This window comes from Niabella yanshanensis, from assembly GCF_034424215.1.
GTDB lineage: Bacteria > Bacteroidota > Bacteroidia > Chitinophagales > Chitinophagaceae > Niabella > Niabella yanshanensis.
Genome location: NZ_CP139960.1, coordinates 381864 through 398556, shown reverse-complemented (window position 1 = coordinate 398556; position 16693 = coordinate 381864). Strand labels below are relative to the sequence as shown.

The following is a 16693-nucleotide window of genomic DNA, read 5'->3' as shown; positions in this document are numbered from 1 at the left end:
CTCTCCGCCTTAGTTAGCCTCGCTAAAATACCGGAGTGACCGCTTCTATGAGCACTCTCTATGAAGTCAGGGTAAAGGGTGGCCCTTTATTGGAGAATCCCTGTAAGATGGATGTATTAAACCCGATACGGTAGCGTCCGCCATGAACGGAGTCTCCGGGACTCAGAGAGCATATTAATGAAGCATTAAAGGCCAGGTCAAAAGTTGGCTGATGCTCGATTTGATCACAAATGTCGCAATGTCGATTGCTGTCTCCTTTAACAAACGAGATCTTATAACCTGTGGTATTATTTCGGGATGCTTCACTATGATGGTGCAAGGCCTGTACACTGTATGAAAAAAGCAGCACCACCAGGAACAATATTCCCGTTGCTTTTTTTATCCATACATTATTATACAAAACAGGCTTTTTCAAAATTTGCCACAAAGTTGCATTTTTTATTTTATAAACCAAAAATCAGATTGGCCTTTTAGGGCGGGCAACAATTATTTAATTCGGCATTACCGGTTTTGTAGCCTGATGCAGCTGATTTATTATAATTTTGCAAAAACTGCTATAGCGTCAGCTAACAACAATAATAGGTAGTAGCTTTATCCTAACGAGCCTACCTTAAAATAGATCCGGTGATAGTAGTGTGTATCTGCATAAAATTATTAACATAGCCTGCAAGCCTGTTTACGAAGTATAAGCACCATCAGATAAAGTACCGGATCAATACTTTACCAGGCATTCGGTCTTATAGTAAAGACTGGTATGGATGCGGGATCCATCAAGTTTTTTGATTTAAGATCCATCCCAGTTTAGCCGCTGAAAATGGTTTAACGAGCAATTCTTTTACCGCCGGATAAATTCGCATTCTTTCTTCATCTACCTCATCGATAGATGAACTAACTATGTATATATCGGGCTTTTCCACACGTCGCTGCGAAAAAGATGAAAGGGCGTGTAAAAATTCCCACCCGTTCATCCCGGGCATTTCTATATCCAGCAGAATGATATCCGGCATTTGAACAGAATTATTGTGTAGTGGGGACTCAATAATTTCCAGGGCTTCCAGCCCGTTTGTCGCGCATATAATTTTAGCTTCGGTACAGCAAAGATGTATCATCCGCGAAGTAACCAGCTTGTAAACGTAATCATCGTCTACGATAAGGATCAATTTTTTGGCGCTCATTCAATTTAGAAGGCTCTGGATTTCTCAGTTAACTGAAAATGATGGCTGTCAGTTTATTTCCTGCCACTGATCATGCTCACTTTTGTCAATTACTAGTTGCTTTGCTCTGTAAATATTTTCTATTACTTAAATTATATAACTATGGTATTCAAAAGACAAAAAGTATTGAGCTTTTGAGTTTTTTTGTGCAAAAAGATGACAATTGTATAGTGCCGGCAAGCAACAGTGCCATTATAAACTTACTATACTCGTGGCTGATATTTTAAAACAGGAAATGAACTGTATAGCACCCCGAAAAAGCCGTCTCAATTTCTTGAAACGGCTTTAGGGTTGGCAAACGGCCGGCTACTTTATCGCCGCGCGGATTACCTTGCTATAAGTATATTTTCCATCTTTATCTACTTGTTTGATGCGCACGAATAAGGCTTGATCGCCGGTAACCGTGGTGTCTTGCTTTGAACAGGATGCATAGCCTATGAGCATAATGGCTGTAAGAGCGGATAATACCCATTTTCTCTTCCGGCTTCTGCCAGTGGCAAATGCGAGAATGGACAGTGAAAGGGATACACCTAACAATGCAGCTGTTTGATTGGAATCTAGCGTAAACTGATATTGTAATGCAGCATCTGAGTTGCCATTTTGGGCCTGGCTTTTCAAAGTACCGATTGACTTAAAATGGTCGCCATCTGCTGACACTTCGATATCAAAGTGACTGTTTTCCGTTTCAGACAGGGTGGTCCAATTTACCTGTAAATGTCCCTGTGTTAAGAGGGCCGAAAAAGCATCGAAGCGAACGGGCAACACTGTTCCGTCAGCTACAAAAGTTCTGACAAATGCCCGGTTGGATATGTTACCATTGGTATCCTCAACAGTGTACCAGATAACCGCTTCACCGGTAAATCCTGACAGCGGCGTAAATGTTACAATACCGGTAGATGGGTTGAGAGTAAATGTGCCTTTGCCGGTAAGCTCTATAGTGTTTGATCCTGCGGCGGCCCCGTTTTCTGATGGGTAAAGAACAACTGAAGTAACATCGAGTGGATAGGTTCCCTGCCCGTCTTTACCCATACCCGGGGTGCTGCTGTTGATAACATCCAGTGTTACCGGAGCAAATTCGGTCAGCTCTCTTTCGTCGTTATTCGCTGCCGGCGGTACTACGCTGGCGCAACGGGCGCCATCAAAGGGTTGACCATCAAGGCTGGCAAGTGCAGTAGAAAAAGAGGTAGATGTCCAGGAGCTGCCGACAGCCGGGTTCCCTATGCGATATAAGGTGCCGTTACTGTTTTGACCAACGTACATATTACCGGCAGCATCCATAAAAGTGGTGCCTTTGGTTCCGGTAGCAGTCAGTGTACCGCTTACATTGCCTTTGATCGTAAGCAGGTTCGTGGTAACATTAAAGGTGAACAACTGTCGGGTACTGGTTACCCCGTAAATATTACCATCGGATGGATGGAAAACGAAGTCGTCGATAGTTCCTGTTAATGTTTGTCCCGCAGCAATAGTATAATTGACCAGATTGGCAACGGGAGTGCTCGAAGCAAGGTCGATGGATACAAATCGCTGTAAGGTATTGCTATAAATATAATATACACCGTTAGCCGAAATATCGCCGGCCGTATAACCCGGACCTAACAGGCTATTAGGATCAGATACAGGGATAGCAGTACGGGAACTATTGGCGCCGATCCGGTATACTTCGCCAGCCTGGTTGATGGCGTACATGAAATTATCGGACGCATTATAACCGATAGCATTAAAGGCGGTTGTGCCAAGGGATCCAACCAAAGTTGGAGATGTAGCTGAAAGGGCCATCGAATACAGGCTGGGGCCACCTTCTCCATTGGTTAGTATATAAGCCAGTCCGTCCAGGCAATTTACAGGTGTCGGGTTCTGTGCTTGGGACTGAATTCCGCATAATAACGTCATCAGTGCCAGAATTTTAATTCGCATTTGAGAGGTATTTATTGTTTAGAATTTATTTAAATTCCTGTTGTTTACAGACTTAACTGGGACCTTATTCTATGACATGGGGGATACGCTATATCAGGTTACAGCCACTCTGATTGGCGGAGGCGAAAGTATAAACCGGTTACCTGCGAAAAAAATAGTTGTGTGGCTGTATTCAGGAAAACAGATAGTATAAATATTAATTTAAAAAAATAAATATGCCGGGGTTAGAATGTAGGGTGACTACATTTATATGATAAATGGAAGTTTCACTTCTTCCCGTTTGTCAAATTCCGGAAAACGAACAGACAACTAATTGACTTTTAAATATTTGACAATACTTAACCCCAACAAAGTTCTACATTTACGATCTAAACATGTTCTTTGGCAACAATAGCGTTGCCACTTCACTCATCTTATGAAAAAATTTTTCTACCTTCTGCTTCTCACTGTTTGCAGTATTTTTTCAATTAAAGCAGCAGCCCAGGATCCTGATGCCTATAACAAATTATATACGAAAGTGTACCTGGAGATCTCTCCAAAAGACATGCAGCTGGCGTTACAAATGGCAGATTCGCTTTTTGCTGTTTCAACGACACCGTTATTTAAAACAAAAAGCCTGATGCTTTCCGCATCATTGTACCAGCAGCAGCAAAGCCTGACCAAAGCTGCTGAACTGGCGGAAGAGGCCTATAAAATCATCGGCAAGACATCCGACTATAACTGGATGGTTCGGATCAGCGGGTTCCTGGCCACGCAATACAGGATGCTGCAGCTCTATGGCAAATCCAAAATATACTGTGATCGCGCACTTGCCATGGTTCCCAGAATCAATAACCCCGAAATGGTAAAAAGTACGATGGGCCTCATTTACCAGGAGCTGGCCTATAATGCTATTGCGGTGAAGGACTATCACGCATCCCTGCAATATATCAGGGAATCGCAAAAGAACTTTGACCATATCTCTCAGAATAAGGAGTACCTTACTGCCGATAATGAACAGTTATTAGGCCTTAATTATTTTCACCTGGCAGATTATAAACGGGCGCTGCATCATTATCAAAAAAGCCTGAACTTAATGAGCAATATGCCGGATAATATTACCAAGGGCCTTTGCTATAATGGTATTGCAGCAGTATATATCCAAAAGGAAAACCTTTCCAGGGCAAAACCGTACCTGGACAGCGCCGGGAAAGTTGCCGGAGACTCCCGGCATTTGCCTTTAAAAAATGAGATTTACAAAACCTCACAACAATATTATTTAAAGGTAAAAGATCTGTCAGGTTACGAGAAGGTAAGGCAACAGCAGGATTCGGTAAGAGATGAAATCAGTTCGAGCCGTGCCAAGTTCCTGGACAGCGCCCTTATCAAAATGGAAAACAAAAACCTGGAGTCTCAGCGCATTATCAAAGCCAGGAACATTCCGATTGCCCTAGGAGCGATCTTCATTATCGCAGGCACGAGTTATTTTTACTTTTACCGAAGACGTCAAAAAAGAAGATTCAGCCAGTTCATGGCCGACTTTGAAAGAGAAGGAAAAACCGGGGGCGCGGGCTCATCAGTGCCCGATTTTATCCCCCCCCTTTTGCAGCCGGAGCTAACAACTGTTGCAGCTGACGATGCTACAAATGATCTGCAGAACGAGGTAGCAAAGCCACTGGCCAGGAAACAGGCAAATCAACAGGTTATGCCGGAAGAAACCCAGCAAAGAATACTGGCAGGCCTGAATTTGTTTGAAGAACAACATCTCTTTACCGCTGCCAGTATTTCCTTATCTTTTCTTTCAACGCATCTGAATACCAATTCTAAGTATCTCTCTTATATACTCAGGCAGTATAAACAAAAAGACTTCACCCGCTATATCAACGATCTGCGTATTAACTATATCATAAAAAGCCTGAAAGAAGATCCCGAATGGAGAAAGTACAAGATCAGCATCCTTGCTGAAAAAGCCGGCTTTTCTTCTCATAGTAAGTTTACTAATATTTTCAAAACTTACACTGGCTTGTCTCCCTCAACATTTATTCAGTATCTGGAAGGTGAAAAAGCTGCAAATGTTAACAATATGTAATTTATTCTAAAGACTTTAACCGATCATTAAACCTTTATAGCAATCAATAGGTTTTTGCCGGCATATCAGCGGGAATGCTGGTGCCATTTTGTGGTTATTTAATAGCCAATAAGAAGTCTATTTATATTAACAATAAGTTTATTTAATTTTATTAATCAAGTGATCTAAAAGCATTTACATATTTTACAAAAATTTTTATGTACGGTAAGCTTCATGTTTTAAAATCAGTCATTTATATTCAATACGTTCCACAATATCTGCTTTAGATATACCGGATCCGTAAACATCAGCGCATGTCCTTTACCCTCCATTACATATAGTTTGGAATGGGGTATCTTTTCTTTTAAAAACTCGGCATTGGAAAAATATACCAGGCGATCCTGGTCTCCATGAATGATCGATGTGGGTGACCCGATCGAGTCCCAGTTTTTAAGCAAGGCCAGCTCTGCGGCGTGCGAAAATTTCTCTTCAGAAGACATCCTGAAAATGGCAGGGAACAGATACTTTACAACAGGCGCTATCATTAAGTGACTGATGCCGTAAGTCTTTTCGGCTGTAGGCTTTACTGATGCAGAGAGTAGTACCAGATGCGTTATTTTTTTGGGTCGCCGCATGGCAATTTGCGCGGCTATGGGTCCGCCATAAGAATTACCTAACAATATTGTAGCCGATAGCTTCAATGAATCCATGACGGCCTCTACCAGTTCAGCCTGCTTGGCAATACTGGTTTCCACCTTTCCAAAATCGGAATAGCCATAGCCCGGCCTGTCAACCGCGATCATTTTAAAGGCGTTCATAAATGCAGAATCAGCATACAGCGGCATCCAGGAAGATAAGGAAGAGGGAGATCCATGAACCAGCAGCAGATTTTTTCCATCCGGGTTACCGGTAGTTAAGCACCGTATCTTTTGTTTACCTACCAGGAAATATTTGATCTGGGTTGGGTAGCCTAGTTTTAAATTAGCGGAAATATGATACTCATCGCTCTTCCGCAGTTTTAAAGATTTACAGCTGCAAAATCCTGTTGATAATAAAAGTACCGCCAGCAAAAGAACTGTAGTCAACGGCCAGGCGACAGGTTTTTCTCTATTGCATATAAATCTGATTTTCATTTATTTTTTTTGCAAAACTCAATTTATTCTTTATAAAAAATAATCGCTTATCTCCCGTTCCCCAAGTCGGTATTGGCATAAAGATAAGCGTTATGATCTTTGTATTATTTTCTATATAGTCAGGGAGATATAATATTACCGGTACCATCGAAGCTCTGCAAAAACGTTGCGCTCTTTGAGATAAACATTAGGGTTATTAAACCGGAAGTATATTGATTTGCATTAGAGCAGCGTATGCCTACAACTGAGGTCAACTTCAGCATTTTCTAACCTGGCTGATTTCCTGAACTAACTGGCAATGTAAAAAAACGTTTAGGAAAGCTTAGACAACAATGCTACCAAGGGACAGGTTGCAATCCGGGGCCTTAATTCTTCAACAGATGCATTAACCCGGAGTGGCGTAAGGGAGCGATCACTCTTGTACACTTGCGGAAATGTTTTTTAACAGATACCGAAGCGTGCAGAACCGCGGTTGCTAAATGATGCTACAATCGCTTCTGGTATCTTCTTTAGTATTTCCATCATTATTCACAATTACCCTTTTAAAACGTCTTTGATATTATCAGTCCGTTTAAACATGGCTGCGGCAAACGGACAAAGCGGAATTATTTTTATCTGCTTTTCCCTTGCCATATCAACAATTTTATACAACATTTGCTGACCAACCCCTTTGCCATTGAAGTCGGGTTCTACCTCGGTATGATCAACTATGATCAAGGCCTCCCCGGCGATGGAGTAGGTCATCATCCCTGCCCTTTTTCCATTTTCCCTCGCCATAGCATATCCTTTACCGTCCAACTCTTTTACAATAACTTCCATAACATTAATTCCCCATATTTTAATTCATGTGAATAAACAATCCTGAAATATCAAATGCCGAATGCCTGATACAATTCACTACAGTGCTTGTTGAATAAGAGGGATAACCTTCTTGCCAATCAATTCAATAGATTGTAGCAATTGCTGATGCGAAAGGCCGGCGTTATCCATCTGGAATGCAAACCGGTCGATACCTCCGAGAGCTTTACTATGCCGCAAAATCTTTTCGGCTACTTCTTCTGGCCCACCTACCACAAGGGATCCCTTCGGTGCTGTCAAATAATTGAATTGCGACCGTGTAACCGGCGGCCAGCCCCGCTCCTTGCCTAATCGGGTCCATAATTCAGCATAGCCCGGAAAATAATCGGCTATGGCCTGCTCTCGTGAACCGGCCACATAGCCAGGCGAATGTAAACCGACCTTCAATTGCCCGGGATGGAAGCCCGCTTTATGTCCTGCTTCCCGGTACAAGTCGACAAGCGGGCGAAAACGCTCCGTCTCTCCTCCGATAACCGCTACCATTAACGGCAGGCCTAAAGAACCGGCCCTTATAAAAGATTCCGGCGTGCCTCCCACACCCAGCCATACCGGCAATTTCTCCTGTAAAGCCCTGGGGTAAACAGGACGGTTGGGTATCGGCGGCCGGTACTTACCCGACCAGGTCGTAAATTCATGATCGCGCACCTGGAGTAACAAATGCAGCTTTTCGGTAAAGAGCGCATCATAATCTTTCAGATCAAAGCCGAAAAGCGGATAAGCTTCAACCGAGGAGCCGCGGCCTACAACCAGCTCCGCCCTGCCCTTAGAGATTAAATCAAGTGTAGCAAAGCCCTGATAAACTCTTACCGGATCATCGGTACTCAAGACCTTGACCGCGCTGCCCAGGCGGATCTGTTTGGTACGGGCTGCTGCTGCTGCAAGAATCACATCCGGTGCAGAATCGAGGAATTCTTTTTTATGATGCTCCCCAATGCCGAAAAAACCAAGCCCTGCTTCATCCGCGGCTACAATGCGGTCCAGCAACTGCTCCATAGCATCTGCCGCGTTCAACTCATCATTTCCATACATTGCAGAGGCAAAACTGTCTATTCCTATTTCCATGGGTATTATATATTTATTCTTTTATTTATGATAATGTATTGGGTGGCGGCTCAGTTCCCGGCCTGTATTGATCTTCCGGTAGCGGTATAAATTCATGATTGTCATTGGGAGGCAGTATGATGCGCCCCTGTTTCCAATCTTCCTTCGCCTGCTCAATACGCTCTTTGCGGCTCGATACAAAGTTCCACCAGATATGACGTTTGCCCAGATGCTCTCCACCTAACATCATTAAAGTTGAAGCTTCTTTGGCAGTAATAACAGGATCAACGCCCACTGAAAAAACCAGCAGCTGCCCCCTGGCATAGCTAACACCGTTTACCTCTACCTTCCCCTTTACTACATAAACACCCCTTTCAGAATGTCCCACTGGTAGTCCAAAACGCGTGTTTTTGTCAAGTACCACATGAACATAAAATAATGGAGAAGAGGTTTGTACTTTGCTGCTCAGCCCGTAAGCTTCGCCCGCAATCAGACGCATCCATATACCCTTCTCTGTAAACACGGGTAATTCTTCCGCCTTATAATTCATGAAAGAGGGGTTGGCTTCCTCATCCCTTTCGGGTAGCGCCACCCATGTTTGCATTAGCTCGAGCGCCCCATCGGCCAGCATAGCCGGATCTTCAAAGCGCTCACTATGGGATATGCCTTTACCGGCAGTCATCCAGTTCACTTCACCCGGCTTTATAACCTGTTCAATACCGAGACCATCCCGATGAGTAACATTACCACTTAACAGATAGCTTACCGTTGAAAGTCCAATATGCGGATGCGGTAAAACGTCAAGATCGGGGACCTCTTTCGAACTGATATTAACGGGTCCGGCATGATCCATGAAGATGAACGGGCCAACCATTCTTCTTAATTGGTAAGGCAGTATACGCCGGACAGCAAATCCCGGAACTATATTAGCTTCGCGGGCCTGTATAACGATATCAAGCATTGTGAGATCTCCTGTAGTTTTTTGTCTTATATGAATCTGATATCCGAACGGACAGAGTATAGACCCTTATATCTCCCGTTCAACCATCTCTGAATTTCTGGCGCCAAAATTTAACAATTAACCGCAAAAATCTATGGCTAAAAGAGGCATAAATATGTCCAATTTACGCTTTTCATTTCATTCTTAGAGGTTATTGGTACTATAGGGCTAAAGTACCGGGTAACAGCAATTCGGCATCAGGCCCTGCTCCTGTTAACTTAACCGGTAAACCTTCGGAGCATATTGAACATTATAGCCTGGCACCTTTTGCAAAGCTACTCAAAGCAGGCAACCGCCTACTTCACTTTAGACCGAAACTGTGAGGGGGACATCCCGGTATTTCTCCTGAAAAATTTCGAAAATATAAACTGGTTGCTGAAATTGAGCTGACCGGCGATGTTAGCAACGGTTAGATCCGGCAGGTCCAAAAGTATTTTGGCATCAGCAAGAACCATTTCGTCAATCAGCTGCGAAACTGTTTTGCCGGTCAGCTGTTTTATCATTCTGGTCAAATGTTTTGCACTGACAAAAATCTTGTCGGCATAGAACTGAACGCTTCTTTGGTCTTTGTAATGCACGGACAACAATTGCAGAAAAGAAGTAAGCAGTTCTCCCTTTCGGGTGGAGTGACCATCGTTTTCAAGCCGGTATTTCCTGATGATTGCGGCTGCTTCAAGCATAAACAGGTTGAAACTATGAAATAAAACTTCTTTCCGGAAGGCATGCTCTTTATTGTAATAGTAATTTCGCAACATTAGCATCAGCCGGTGCATGTTTTCGGCTTCCTCAGCACTGAGACGGTAATGAGGATCCATATCAGGTGAAAGAAAATCGAATAAGTTTACCTGCTTTTGATGGATCAGCGCTTCTGAAAAAAAATCTTTAGTAAAACCAGCGCCTAGCAGGAGCCCGCTGTCTGTGGCCTCAAACTGATGTGTTACTGCGGGAGACAGTATAAACATATCGTGTGGCCTCAGTATATATTCCTTTAGATTGTACTTTACCCTGGTTTCTCCCGTCAAAGAAAGTACAATTACAAAATGATCACCTTTAACCGGTACATCATGTATTGGAAAAGGCAATTCATCTGTTCTGGTAACATGAAATTGGTTATCCAACTTTCCTCTACCGGAATACGCGTCGATTAAACGGATAGAAAGTACAGGTAAGGTCATATTCAATGTTTGCATTCAAAAATAGGTAAATAGGAGTAAACCTCAGCCAGCCCGGGATAGCGAGGACTAAGCTCTGAACGCTGCAACCTATACTAGCGCGTGCTTCGCCGGTATTGCTAAATCATCGGGCTTTGCATGCGCCACAAACTATGATATATAATGATATGCGTAATGGATTAAGAAACGGTTGTACGGATTTACTGTTTTTCGAAGCGTTCCTGGCAAACCCATTACAGCATTTCTACTATCTGAATATTGTTACCGCAGGTATCATTAAAGACGGCGATCATAACGGTACCCATATCAGTGGGTTTCACGCTAAAATCAACCCCCAGGCTTTTGAGTCTTTCATACTCCTTCTGCACACTTTCTACATCAAACTGTGTGTAAGGTATCCCGGCCTCGAAAAGTGCTTTTTGATACTGTTTTGCAGGTTCAAAATGAAGTGGTGAAGGTTCCAACAATATTTCCGTGCCATCCGGTTCTTCTTTACTCACCACTGTTAGCCAACGATTATTCTCACTTAGTGGTACATCGACTTTTTTTATGAACCCTAGCTTTTCGGTATAAAACTTCAGCGCATTTTCCTGGCTTTTTACGGGAATACTGATAATCTTTATTTTCATGCTGTTGAATTTAAATGTGCCATAAAGCTCGGGATTCAGCAACGTGAGGACTTTGTAAATATTGCTCTTTTTTGAAATTCACCAGGAGTATAACCAAACGTATTTTTAAAAAGGGTACTGAAAGAAGCCGGGCTTGTAAAGCCTGCAGCATAGCACGCTTCGGAAATAGCTATACCATCAAACAATAACTTTTTGGCATAACTGAACCGCTTGTTAAGCAGGTACTGTCTGGGCGACAGACCATAATATCTTTTAAAAAGGCGAAGCAGGTGAAATTTTGATATGAACTGGTGTTGCGACAGTAAATCCAGATTCAACTCGTGGCTCATATTGCTGTCAATATATTGTTTAACATTTACAATTGCGTTCACCTGGGCTTTGTTATGGTAGCATATTTTTTTTATTCTGCTTATCTCCTTGGAATAATAGGTCATATGTATTCAGGCGGATTATTATTCGATTACTGAACTTAAAGGTACATTGGCAAATTCTAATCAGCAAACAATTAATATGGAATTTTGGAGGCAGTTTAAGCCGCAATGTGTATTCGGTTCTACATATTGGAAATTATTGCCACATCAACGGGTTAAGAAGAAAATTATATGAACGACTCCACGCAGCGTTATACGATATAATAGCTCTGGCACTGAGCACACTGGCTTATCTCATCTTTTTTACCACCAGTATGGCATGTTTTTGGAATTGCTGAGACAGAAAACTAAACCGGCGTCTCTGTAAGTATCAATGAATCGTTACAAAATCACGTCTTATGAAAAATGACCATATATCTCCGTTAAACTGGCGCCGCCATGGCTCTATAGAAATAGCCACAGACAGGTCTCTTATTTTCAAAATTGATCGTACAGAAGGGCATATCCGTTTGATTCTCTCAGACCAATTGGAAGAATACCTGACTGGCAACTGTGAAACAGTCACTGAGGCAAAGCGGAAAGCGAGAGAAAAAAGATTGGAACTACTCGTGCATGACAGGTCGGAGGTATATTCTTTAAGATAGTAATTAGTTGTATTTATTCATTTTAAAACCCATAACATTCTATGAAACGTTTAACAATACCCGCTGTTGCGCTGGCATTTATTTTGGCAAGCTGCGGCAACGCAGGCAACTCAGATCCCAAAGAACAGGCTGATAGCACTAATGAGGCCAGAATAGAAGACGCTTCTACTTCGGGCACTCAACCTGCCGTTGCCGAAGCCGACAGTAAATTTGCAGTAGAAGCGGCTAACGGGGGATTAGCTGAAGTACAGCTGGGACAATCAGCCCAGGCTAAAGCAACTGACCCTAAGGTCAAAGAATTTGCCGCTATGATGGTCGCCGATCATACAAAAGCCAATGACGAATTAAAATCGCTTGCGGGCATTAAAGGTATTACACTGCCTGCAGCACCGAGTGAAGAAATGCAAAAAGAGGCGGCAGACATTAATGCAAAGACCGGTAAGGACTTCGACAAAGCTTATATTGACCAAATGGTAAAAGACCACAAAAAAACTGTCGAACTTTTTGAGGATGGACAAAAAAATGTAAAAGATGCTGAGTTGAAGGCGTTCATCGACAAAACGCTTCCTGTACTACGAACTCATTTGGACCATGTACAAACTATAGAAAACTCGAAGTAAATTAAACAGATAAATATTTCGAAGAGAGAGGTAGCTTTTAATGAGCTACCTTTTTTATAACAACCAATAGATTGTATAAATCTTCATTCTGTTTTACTAGCTTAATTACAGGAAGGTAATTTCCTGAGTAGCGGTACTAACCGTGCCTTTTGTACCGCAAATTTTTTCGCGGGGACAGCATTACTATCCGTGAGTTGGTTTGTTTTTACATTCATGACCCCGATTTCCTGACCTTTGCGGATGAAAGCCTCCAACCGGTTTGCACGGGATCACTTTTCCAAATTTCTAAAAATGGAGTCTGCGCTAACCGCAACTGTCCGTTCCTGGTACAGCACCTCAGTTAATATAGTTGCAACAGCAGCTTTCGTAACTAATCCAGGTTTGACTTAGAAGGTTCTTTACTGATGATTTACCAGGTGCCTCCTTTTATCGATACTTACCGCTATTTTCAGTCAAATCTAACATTATGGTACCCTTTCGAAGACAAATCGAAAGTACATCAGCTTCAACAAAAGCCTTTAACAACATATCTATTTATTGATTTATACCAGGTTTTAAGGGTCATTTTACCTTCTTATATTTTTCAGTAGTGCCTCAAGTATACAATTGGTTGCTTCTTAGATAATGACATGGGATCGTATATTAAATTCCACTAAGCAGAGTAATTATATGCACACTACATAGATTAATATCGCGCCTTCAAAATCTGCTTTATTACTTTTCAATTATTTATAAATCGAATAGCGGCGGGCACAGGTATTGCAGTTAAGATCAAGAACATCATCAACGACAGGCGATCTTACAACAAGTTTCTATCTTCTATAATTTGAGGAAGCCGGACGTGTATTAAAACAAATTAATCCTTTACGTCAAACCTACAATACCTGATCTAAACCGGACAATCTTGTCCTATTAATAACATCTAAACATTTTGTACAATGAAAAAAGTTGCAACTCAAATGGCGCTAGTGGCCTGTACCCTGTTATTGGCAGGATCAGCTTCTGCTCAAACTGATACAACCGGAAGGCCGGTACCCGACACAGTGGGCAGGCCGATACCCGACGATACGACCCGAATGCCAAGGGACAAAAAAAGATCTAAAAAAGACAGGAAAATGCCTAAAGACAGTTTAAACCGGGTTGTTAAAGGAAACAATTCCACTGCCATCTTAAATTCCCGTTGGACTTCTATCTCTCCAACGGTGTATGCTATTACTGGTGAAGAATTCATCACTTCCAAAGAGTTTTCTCCAAAGAAAGAAGAAAACAGGGAGATTTAGATTCAAAAATATGCTCTCCCTGAACGAAGCGGCGCTTACAAGATCGTAACTTTTACAGTGAAAGGGAATATGAGGTTATGCCGGGTAAAAAGTATTGAGACGTAAGACGTGCTCACAAAGACCGCCGCTATAAGGCGGTTTTTGTTTTTGGAGGTGATTTTTACTAGTTATCAGTTTTATGAATACATTGTAAGCCGGTATGCGGCTTTTTTCCATTTTTAGTTTACCCTGTTTCAATAAAAAGACTAATTTGCAGCGTGTCCAGTCTCTATTTAACATCTCTCAACTCCGGCAGTAATGGTAATTGTTATTATATCGGTAACGATGAAGATGCCGTATTAATTGATGCCGGCCTGTCCTGCAGAGAAACCGAAAAAAGAATGCACCGGCTGGGCCTCGCTATGAAAAAAGTTAAAGCCATATTTATTTCTCATGAACATAGCGACCATATACGCGGCCTCGAAGTACTTTCCCGAAAACATCAGCTGCCCGTATACATTTCTTCCACTACATTTCAGCACGCTGGTTTAAAGCTGGATCCCAACCTGGTCCGCCCACTGGTAGCAGGCACCGCTATTCTTATTGGCGGTTTGTTGATCAATTCTTTCTTAAAAAATCATGACGCTGCAGACCCACACAGTTTTACTGTAGAGAGCAGCGCCACCTGTGTTGGGGTATTCACAGATATTGGCAAAGTTTGTAATAATCTAAGTACACACTTTAAAAGATGTCATGCCGCCTTTCTGGAAGCCAACTATGACGAAGTAATGTTACAGAACGGACGTTATCCTTATCATTTAAAGAACAGAATCCGCGGTGGTCGCGGGCACCTGTCCAATAAAGAAGCCCTGGCTCTTTTTCTGTCCTGTAAACCAGCGTATATGAGCCACCTGCTTCTTTCTCATCTTTCTGCCGATAATAATCATCCGGATCTCGTTCGGGATCTGTTTATGGAACAGGCCGGTGGTACTAATATCATAGTCGCATCCCGTTACCAGGAAACACCTGTTTATGCAATTTCCGGTAATAAGTCAGCTGCCATAAGGGTACCACAGACCCGGAGCCAGTTAGCTTTGTTTTAGGAACCAGTGCTGCTTCAAATTAGCGTATGATCATCAGCCAGGTTACGAGACACCAGGCATAATTTGCTGCTCCGGAAGACTATTGTCGCAATGCGTCCAATTTCATACGTAATATTGACTCAAAAAACAGATTATGCTAAAGGGAAAAGTGGGCATCATAGGATGTGGTTGGCTGGGATACCGGATAGCCAGACACCTGAGCAATGATTACGAGATACATACCACGGTGACTACCGAAAATAAAGTCGAGCTTTTAAGGGCAGAAGGATTTCATCCTGAAATTGTCAACTTTGAAACACATAACAGGGAGTCCCAACAAAGTCCCTGGCAGAAGCTATCGCACCTCGATCATATCATTATTACAGTACCCATTTTTTCAAAGAGAGCGGAACAGCAAGTGTTAAATACCAGGATACGGAACCTATCCGGTTTTATATTAAAATTTGAAGGAACGCTTATTTTAATGAGTTCGATCGGGGTATATAAAGACTTAACCGGTGAAGTTACAGAAGAAAGGTTGCCGGCTGAAAATTGCACAGGAGAAAAGGAAATCAAACAATTATTCAAACAGGTAAATATACTGAGATTGGGAGGATTAATGGGCGATGAACGTTTACTTCATAAATATAAAGTCGCTGACTTAGACACAGAAGTCAATCATATACACTTTCTCGATATCTGCAAGGTGGTTGAGCTGCTCATTGTGAATGCTACGCGTTCGGGGCTTTACAATCTTGTAGCTCCCTTACACCCCTCGAAGAGAGCTGTCATCAATTGGCAAACAGAACTCAATGTCCTGCCATTGCCAAAGCCGGGCGGTAAACTTGTCCTGTCTCAAAAAATAACTGACGAGATGGGGTACGAGTTTGTGTATCCCGATCCGCGATATTTTCACATCTCCAATCACCCGACAGAATGAAAATGATTAACTCAGGTTCTAATCCTTTTGGAAACTGAATAGCTTTCTGGAATTATAGTGTCTTACCTGCTTATAAATTATCGTAACCGATGCATGTAGCATCCGCCAAAAAAAAGCTATCCATATACAACTCACCCAATAGTGACAATATGCATGATTACAATAATTTAGCTATTGTTTTCCCACACCATTTTTTTTGTTCGCCGACAATTTGTATATTTGAATCTGTTAGCCGCAGGTATCTCTAACCACATGAAAGCCCTCATGAACCGAGAACAACCAGCGAATACTAATAAGGCGAATTTCAAACAAGCTTTGCTCTATTAATCAACAGCGAAGTTTAGTGCTCTTTAATACAACTATCAAAATTCTTCAAGAAAAGCCCTTAAATCAATAATGAATTTTAAAACAAACTATAATATTCAAGAAACTAAATACCTGGTAATTTAATTCTGAATTGGATAATTATGCCAATCGGCTAAACCGTAATTATAGAAAATTATCCAGAGAGGTTTGTGTGCAGCGCCGTGATAAAGCATTAATCGTTGATTCCGGTTAAAGCCCGTTATATCCTATGCGGTTGCAGGCGCGTAACATAAGCCTGTTTTCATCTCAAGCCTGATCTGTAGTAGTGACTACAGCTGTTTATATTCTGCTCTGACGTCAAGGTTAGTGCTATATAAACCGCGTATTGCAGCTGTTCTCAAGCCCTGAGCAATTGCAAACGGAAGCTGTATTGCCTCGCCCTACAAGGACAACGGAGATTGTG

General features: G+C 42.2%; 16 protein-coding genes. 6 read left to right on the top strand and 10 right to left on the bottom strand.

The window, feature by feature from the left end; all coding sequences use genetic code 11:
* Nucleotides 1–58 precede the first annotated feature (58 nt).
* The 3 genes from U0035_RS01375 to U0035_RS01365 form a co-directional block, all read right to left on the bottom strand.
* The gene (locus tag U0035_RS01375; protein WP_162817997.1) at nt 59–427 is read right to left on the bottom strand and encodes a hypothetical protein; all 369 of its coding nucleotides are present in this window, start codon (nt 425–427) and stop codon (nt 59–61) included.
* Between the two features lie 343 nt (nt 428–770).
* Nucleotides 771–1175: a response regulator gene (locus U0035_RS01370; RefSeq protein WP_114792714.1), complete on the bottom strand. Its 405-nt coding sequence runs from the start codon at nt 1173–1175 to the stop codon at nt 771–773.
* A gap of 345 nt (nt 1176–1520) precedes the next feature.
* Nucleotides 1521–3128, bottom strand: a complete 1608-nt coding sequence (locus tag U0035_RS01365) for a DUF6923 family protein (protein ID WP_162817996.1) — start codon at nt 3126–3128, stop codon at nt 1521–1523.
* Between the two features lie 415 nt (nt 3129–3543).
* On the opposite strand from U0035_RS01365, the gene U0035_RS01360 reads away from it, so the two are divergent.
* Nucleotides 3544–5196 carry an AraC family transcriptional regulator gene (locus U0035_RS01360; protein ID WP_114792712.1) on the top strand — a complete coding sequence of 551 codons (1653 nt, stop codon included), beginning with the start codon at nt 3544–3546 and terminating at the stop codon, nt 5194–5196.
* Between the two features lie 224 nt (nt 5197–5420).
* Here U0035_RS01360 and U0035_RS01355 read toward each other — a convergent pair whose 3' ends face one another.
* The 7 genes from U0035_RS01355 to U0035_RS01325 all read right to left on the bottom strand — a co-directional run bounded on the left by U0035_RS01355 (nt 5421) and on the right by U0035_RS01325 (nt 11379).
* Entirely contained in the window at nt 5421–6308 is an 888-nt protein-coding gene (locus U0035_RS01355) for an alpha/beta fold hydrolase (protein WP_114792711.1), read from the bottom strand.
* A 534-nt stretch (nt 6309–6842) separates the two neighbouring features.
* Nucleotides 6843–7127 carry a GNAT family N-acetyltransferase gene (locus U0035_RS01350; protein ID WP_114792710.1) on the bottom strand — a complete coding sequence of 95 codons (285 nt, stop codon included), beginning with the start codon at nt 7125–7127 and terminating at the stop codon, nt 6843–6845.
* A 78-nt stretch (nt 7128–7205) separates the two neighbouring features.
* The gene (locus tag U0035_RS01345) at nt 7206–8228 is read right to left on the bottom strand and encodes an LLM class flavin-dependent oxidoreductase (protein WP_114792709.1); all 1023 of its coding nucleotides are present in this window, start codon (nt 8226–8228) and stop codon (nt 7206–7208) included.
* Between the two features lie 25 nt (nt 8229–8253).
* Entirely contained in the window at nt 8254–9168 is a 915-nt protein-coding gene (locus U0035_RS01340; RefSeq protein WP_114792708.1) for a pirin family protein, read from the bottom strand.
* Nucleotides 9169–9503: 335 nt separating this feature from the next.
* Entirely contained in the window at nt 9504–10382 is an 879-nt protein-coding gene (locus tag U0035_RS01335; protein ID WP_162817995.1) for a helix-turn-helix transcriptional regulator, read from the bottom strand.
* A gap of 230 nt (nt 10383–10612) precedes the next feature.
* Entirely contained in the window at nt 10613–11008 is a 396-nt protein-coding gene (locus U0035_RS01330) for a VOC family protein (protein ID WP_114792761.1), read from the bottom strand.
* A gap of 35 nt (nt 11009–11043) precedes the next feature.
* Nucleotides 11044–11379: a helix-turn-helix domain-containing protein gene (locus tag U0035_RS01325; RefSeq protein WP_162817994.1), complete on the bottom strand. Its 336-nt coding sequence runs from the start codon at nt 11377–11379 to the stop codon at nt 11044–11046.
* A gap of 398 nt (nt 11380–11777) precedes the next feature.
* On the opposite strand from U0035_RS01325, the gene U0035_RS01320 reads away from it, so the two are divergent.
* The 5 genes from U0035_RS01320 (at nt 11778) to U0035_RS01300 (ending at nt 15924) form a co-directional block, all read left to right on the top strand.
* Complete coding sequence (locus tag U0035_RS01320; RefSeq protein ID WP_114792705.1) at nt 11778–12023, top strand: hypothetical protein; 246 nt, start codon at nt 11778–11780, stop codon at nt 12021–12023.
* A gap of 41 nt (nt 12024–12064) precedes the next feature.
* Complete coding sequence (locus tag U0035_RS01315) at nt 12065–12643, top strand: DUF4142 domain-containing protein (protein WP_114792704.1); 579 nt, start codon at nt 12065–12067, stop codon at nt 12641–12643.
* A gap of 938 nt (nt 12644–13581) precedes the next feature.
* The gene (locus U0035_RS01310) at nt 13582–13923 is read left to right on the top strand and encodes a hypothetical protein (RefSeq protein ID WP_114792702.1); all 342 of its coding nucleotides are present in this window, start codon (nt 13582–13584) and stop codon (nt 13921–13923) included.
* A gap of 257 nt (nt 13924–14180) precedes the next feature.
* Nucleotides 14181–15005, top strand: a complete 825-nt coding sequence (locus U0035_RS01305) for an MBL fold metallo-hydrolase (protein WP_114792701.1) — start codon at nt 14181–14183, stop codon at nt 15003–15005.
* Between the two features lie 133 nt (nt 15006–15138).
* On the top strand, nt 15139–15924 hold the full coding sequence (locus U0035_RS01300) for a 2-dehydropantoate 2-reductase N-terminal domain-containing protein (RefSeq protein ID WP_114792700.1): 786 nt from the start codon (nt 15139–15141) through the stop codon (nt 15922–15924).
* Nucleotides 15925–16693: the final 769 nt, after the last annotated feature.

Bases quoted from the DNA above. Each gene is read 5' to 3' on its own strand.
- U0035_RS01370 (WP_114792714.1), bottom strand. From the start codon at position 1,175: ATGAGCGCCAAAAAATTGATCCTTATCGTAGACGATGATTACGTTTAC.
- U0035_RS01365 (WP_162817996.1), bottom strand. From the start codon at position 3,128: ATGCGAATTAAAATTCTGGCACTGATGACGTTATTATGCGGAATTCAG.
- U0035_RS01360 (WP_114792712.1), top strand. From the start codon at position 3,544: ATGAAAAAATTTTTCTACCTTCTGCTTCTCACTGTTTGCAGTATTTTT.
- U0035_RS01355 (WP_114792711.1), bottom strand. From the start codon at position 6,308: ATGAAAATCAGATTTATATGCAATAGAGAAAAACCTGTCGCCTGGCCG.
- U0035_RS01350 (WP_114792710.1), bottom strand. From the start codon at position 7,127: ATGGAAGTTATTGTAAAAGAGTTGGACGGTAAAGGATATGCTATGGCG.
- U0035_RS01345 (WP_114792709.1), bottom strand. From the start codon at position 8,228: ATGGAAATAGGAATAGACAGTTTTGCCTCTGCAATGTATGGAAATGAT.
- U0035_RS01340 (WP_114792708.1), bottom strand. From the start codon at position 9,168: ATGCTTGATATCGTTATACAGGCCCGCGAAGCTAATATAGTTCCGGGA.
- U0035_RS01335 (WP_162817995.1), bottom strand. From the start codon at position 10,382: ATGACCTTACCTGTACTTTCTATCCGTTTAATCGACGCGTATTCCGGT.
- U0035_RS01330 (WP_114792761.1), bottom strand. From the start codon at position 11,008: ATGAAAATAAAGATTATCAGTATTCCCGTAAAAAGCCAGGAAAATGCG.
- U0035_RS01320 (WP_114792705.1), top strand. From the start codon at position 11,778: ATGAAAAATGACCATATATCTCCGTTAAACTGGCGCCGCCATGGCTCT.
- U0035_RS01315 (WP_114792704.1), top strand. From the start codon at position 12,065: ATGAAACGTTTAACAATACCCGCTGTTGCGCTGGCATTTATTTTGGCA.
- U0035_RS01310 (WP_114792702.1), top strand. From the start codon at position 13,582: ATGAAAAAAGTTGCAACTCAAATGGCGCTAGTGGCCTGTACCCTGTTA.
- U0035_RS01300 (WP_114792700.1), top strand. From the start codon at position 15,139: ATGCTAAAGGGAAAAGTGGGCATCATAGGATGTGGTTGGCTGGGATAC.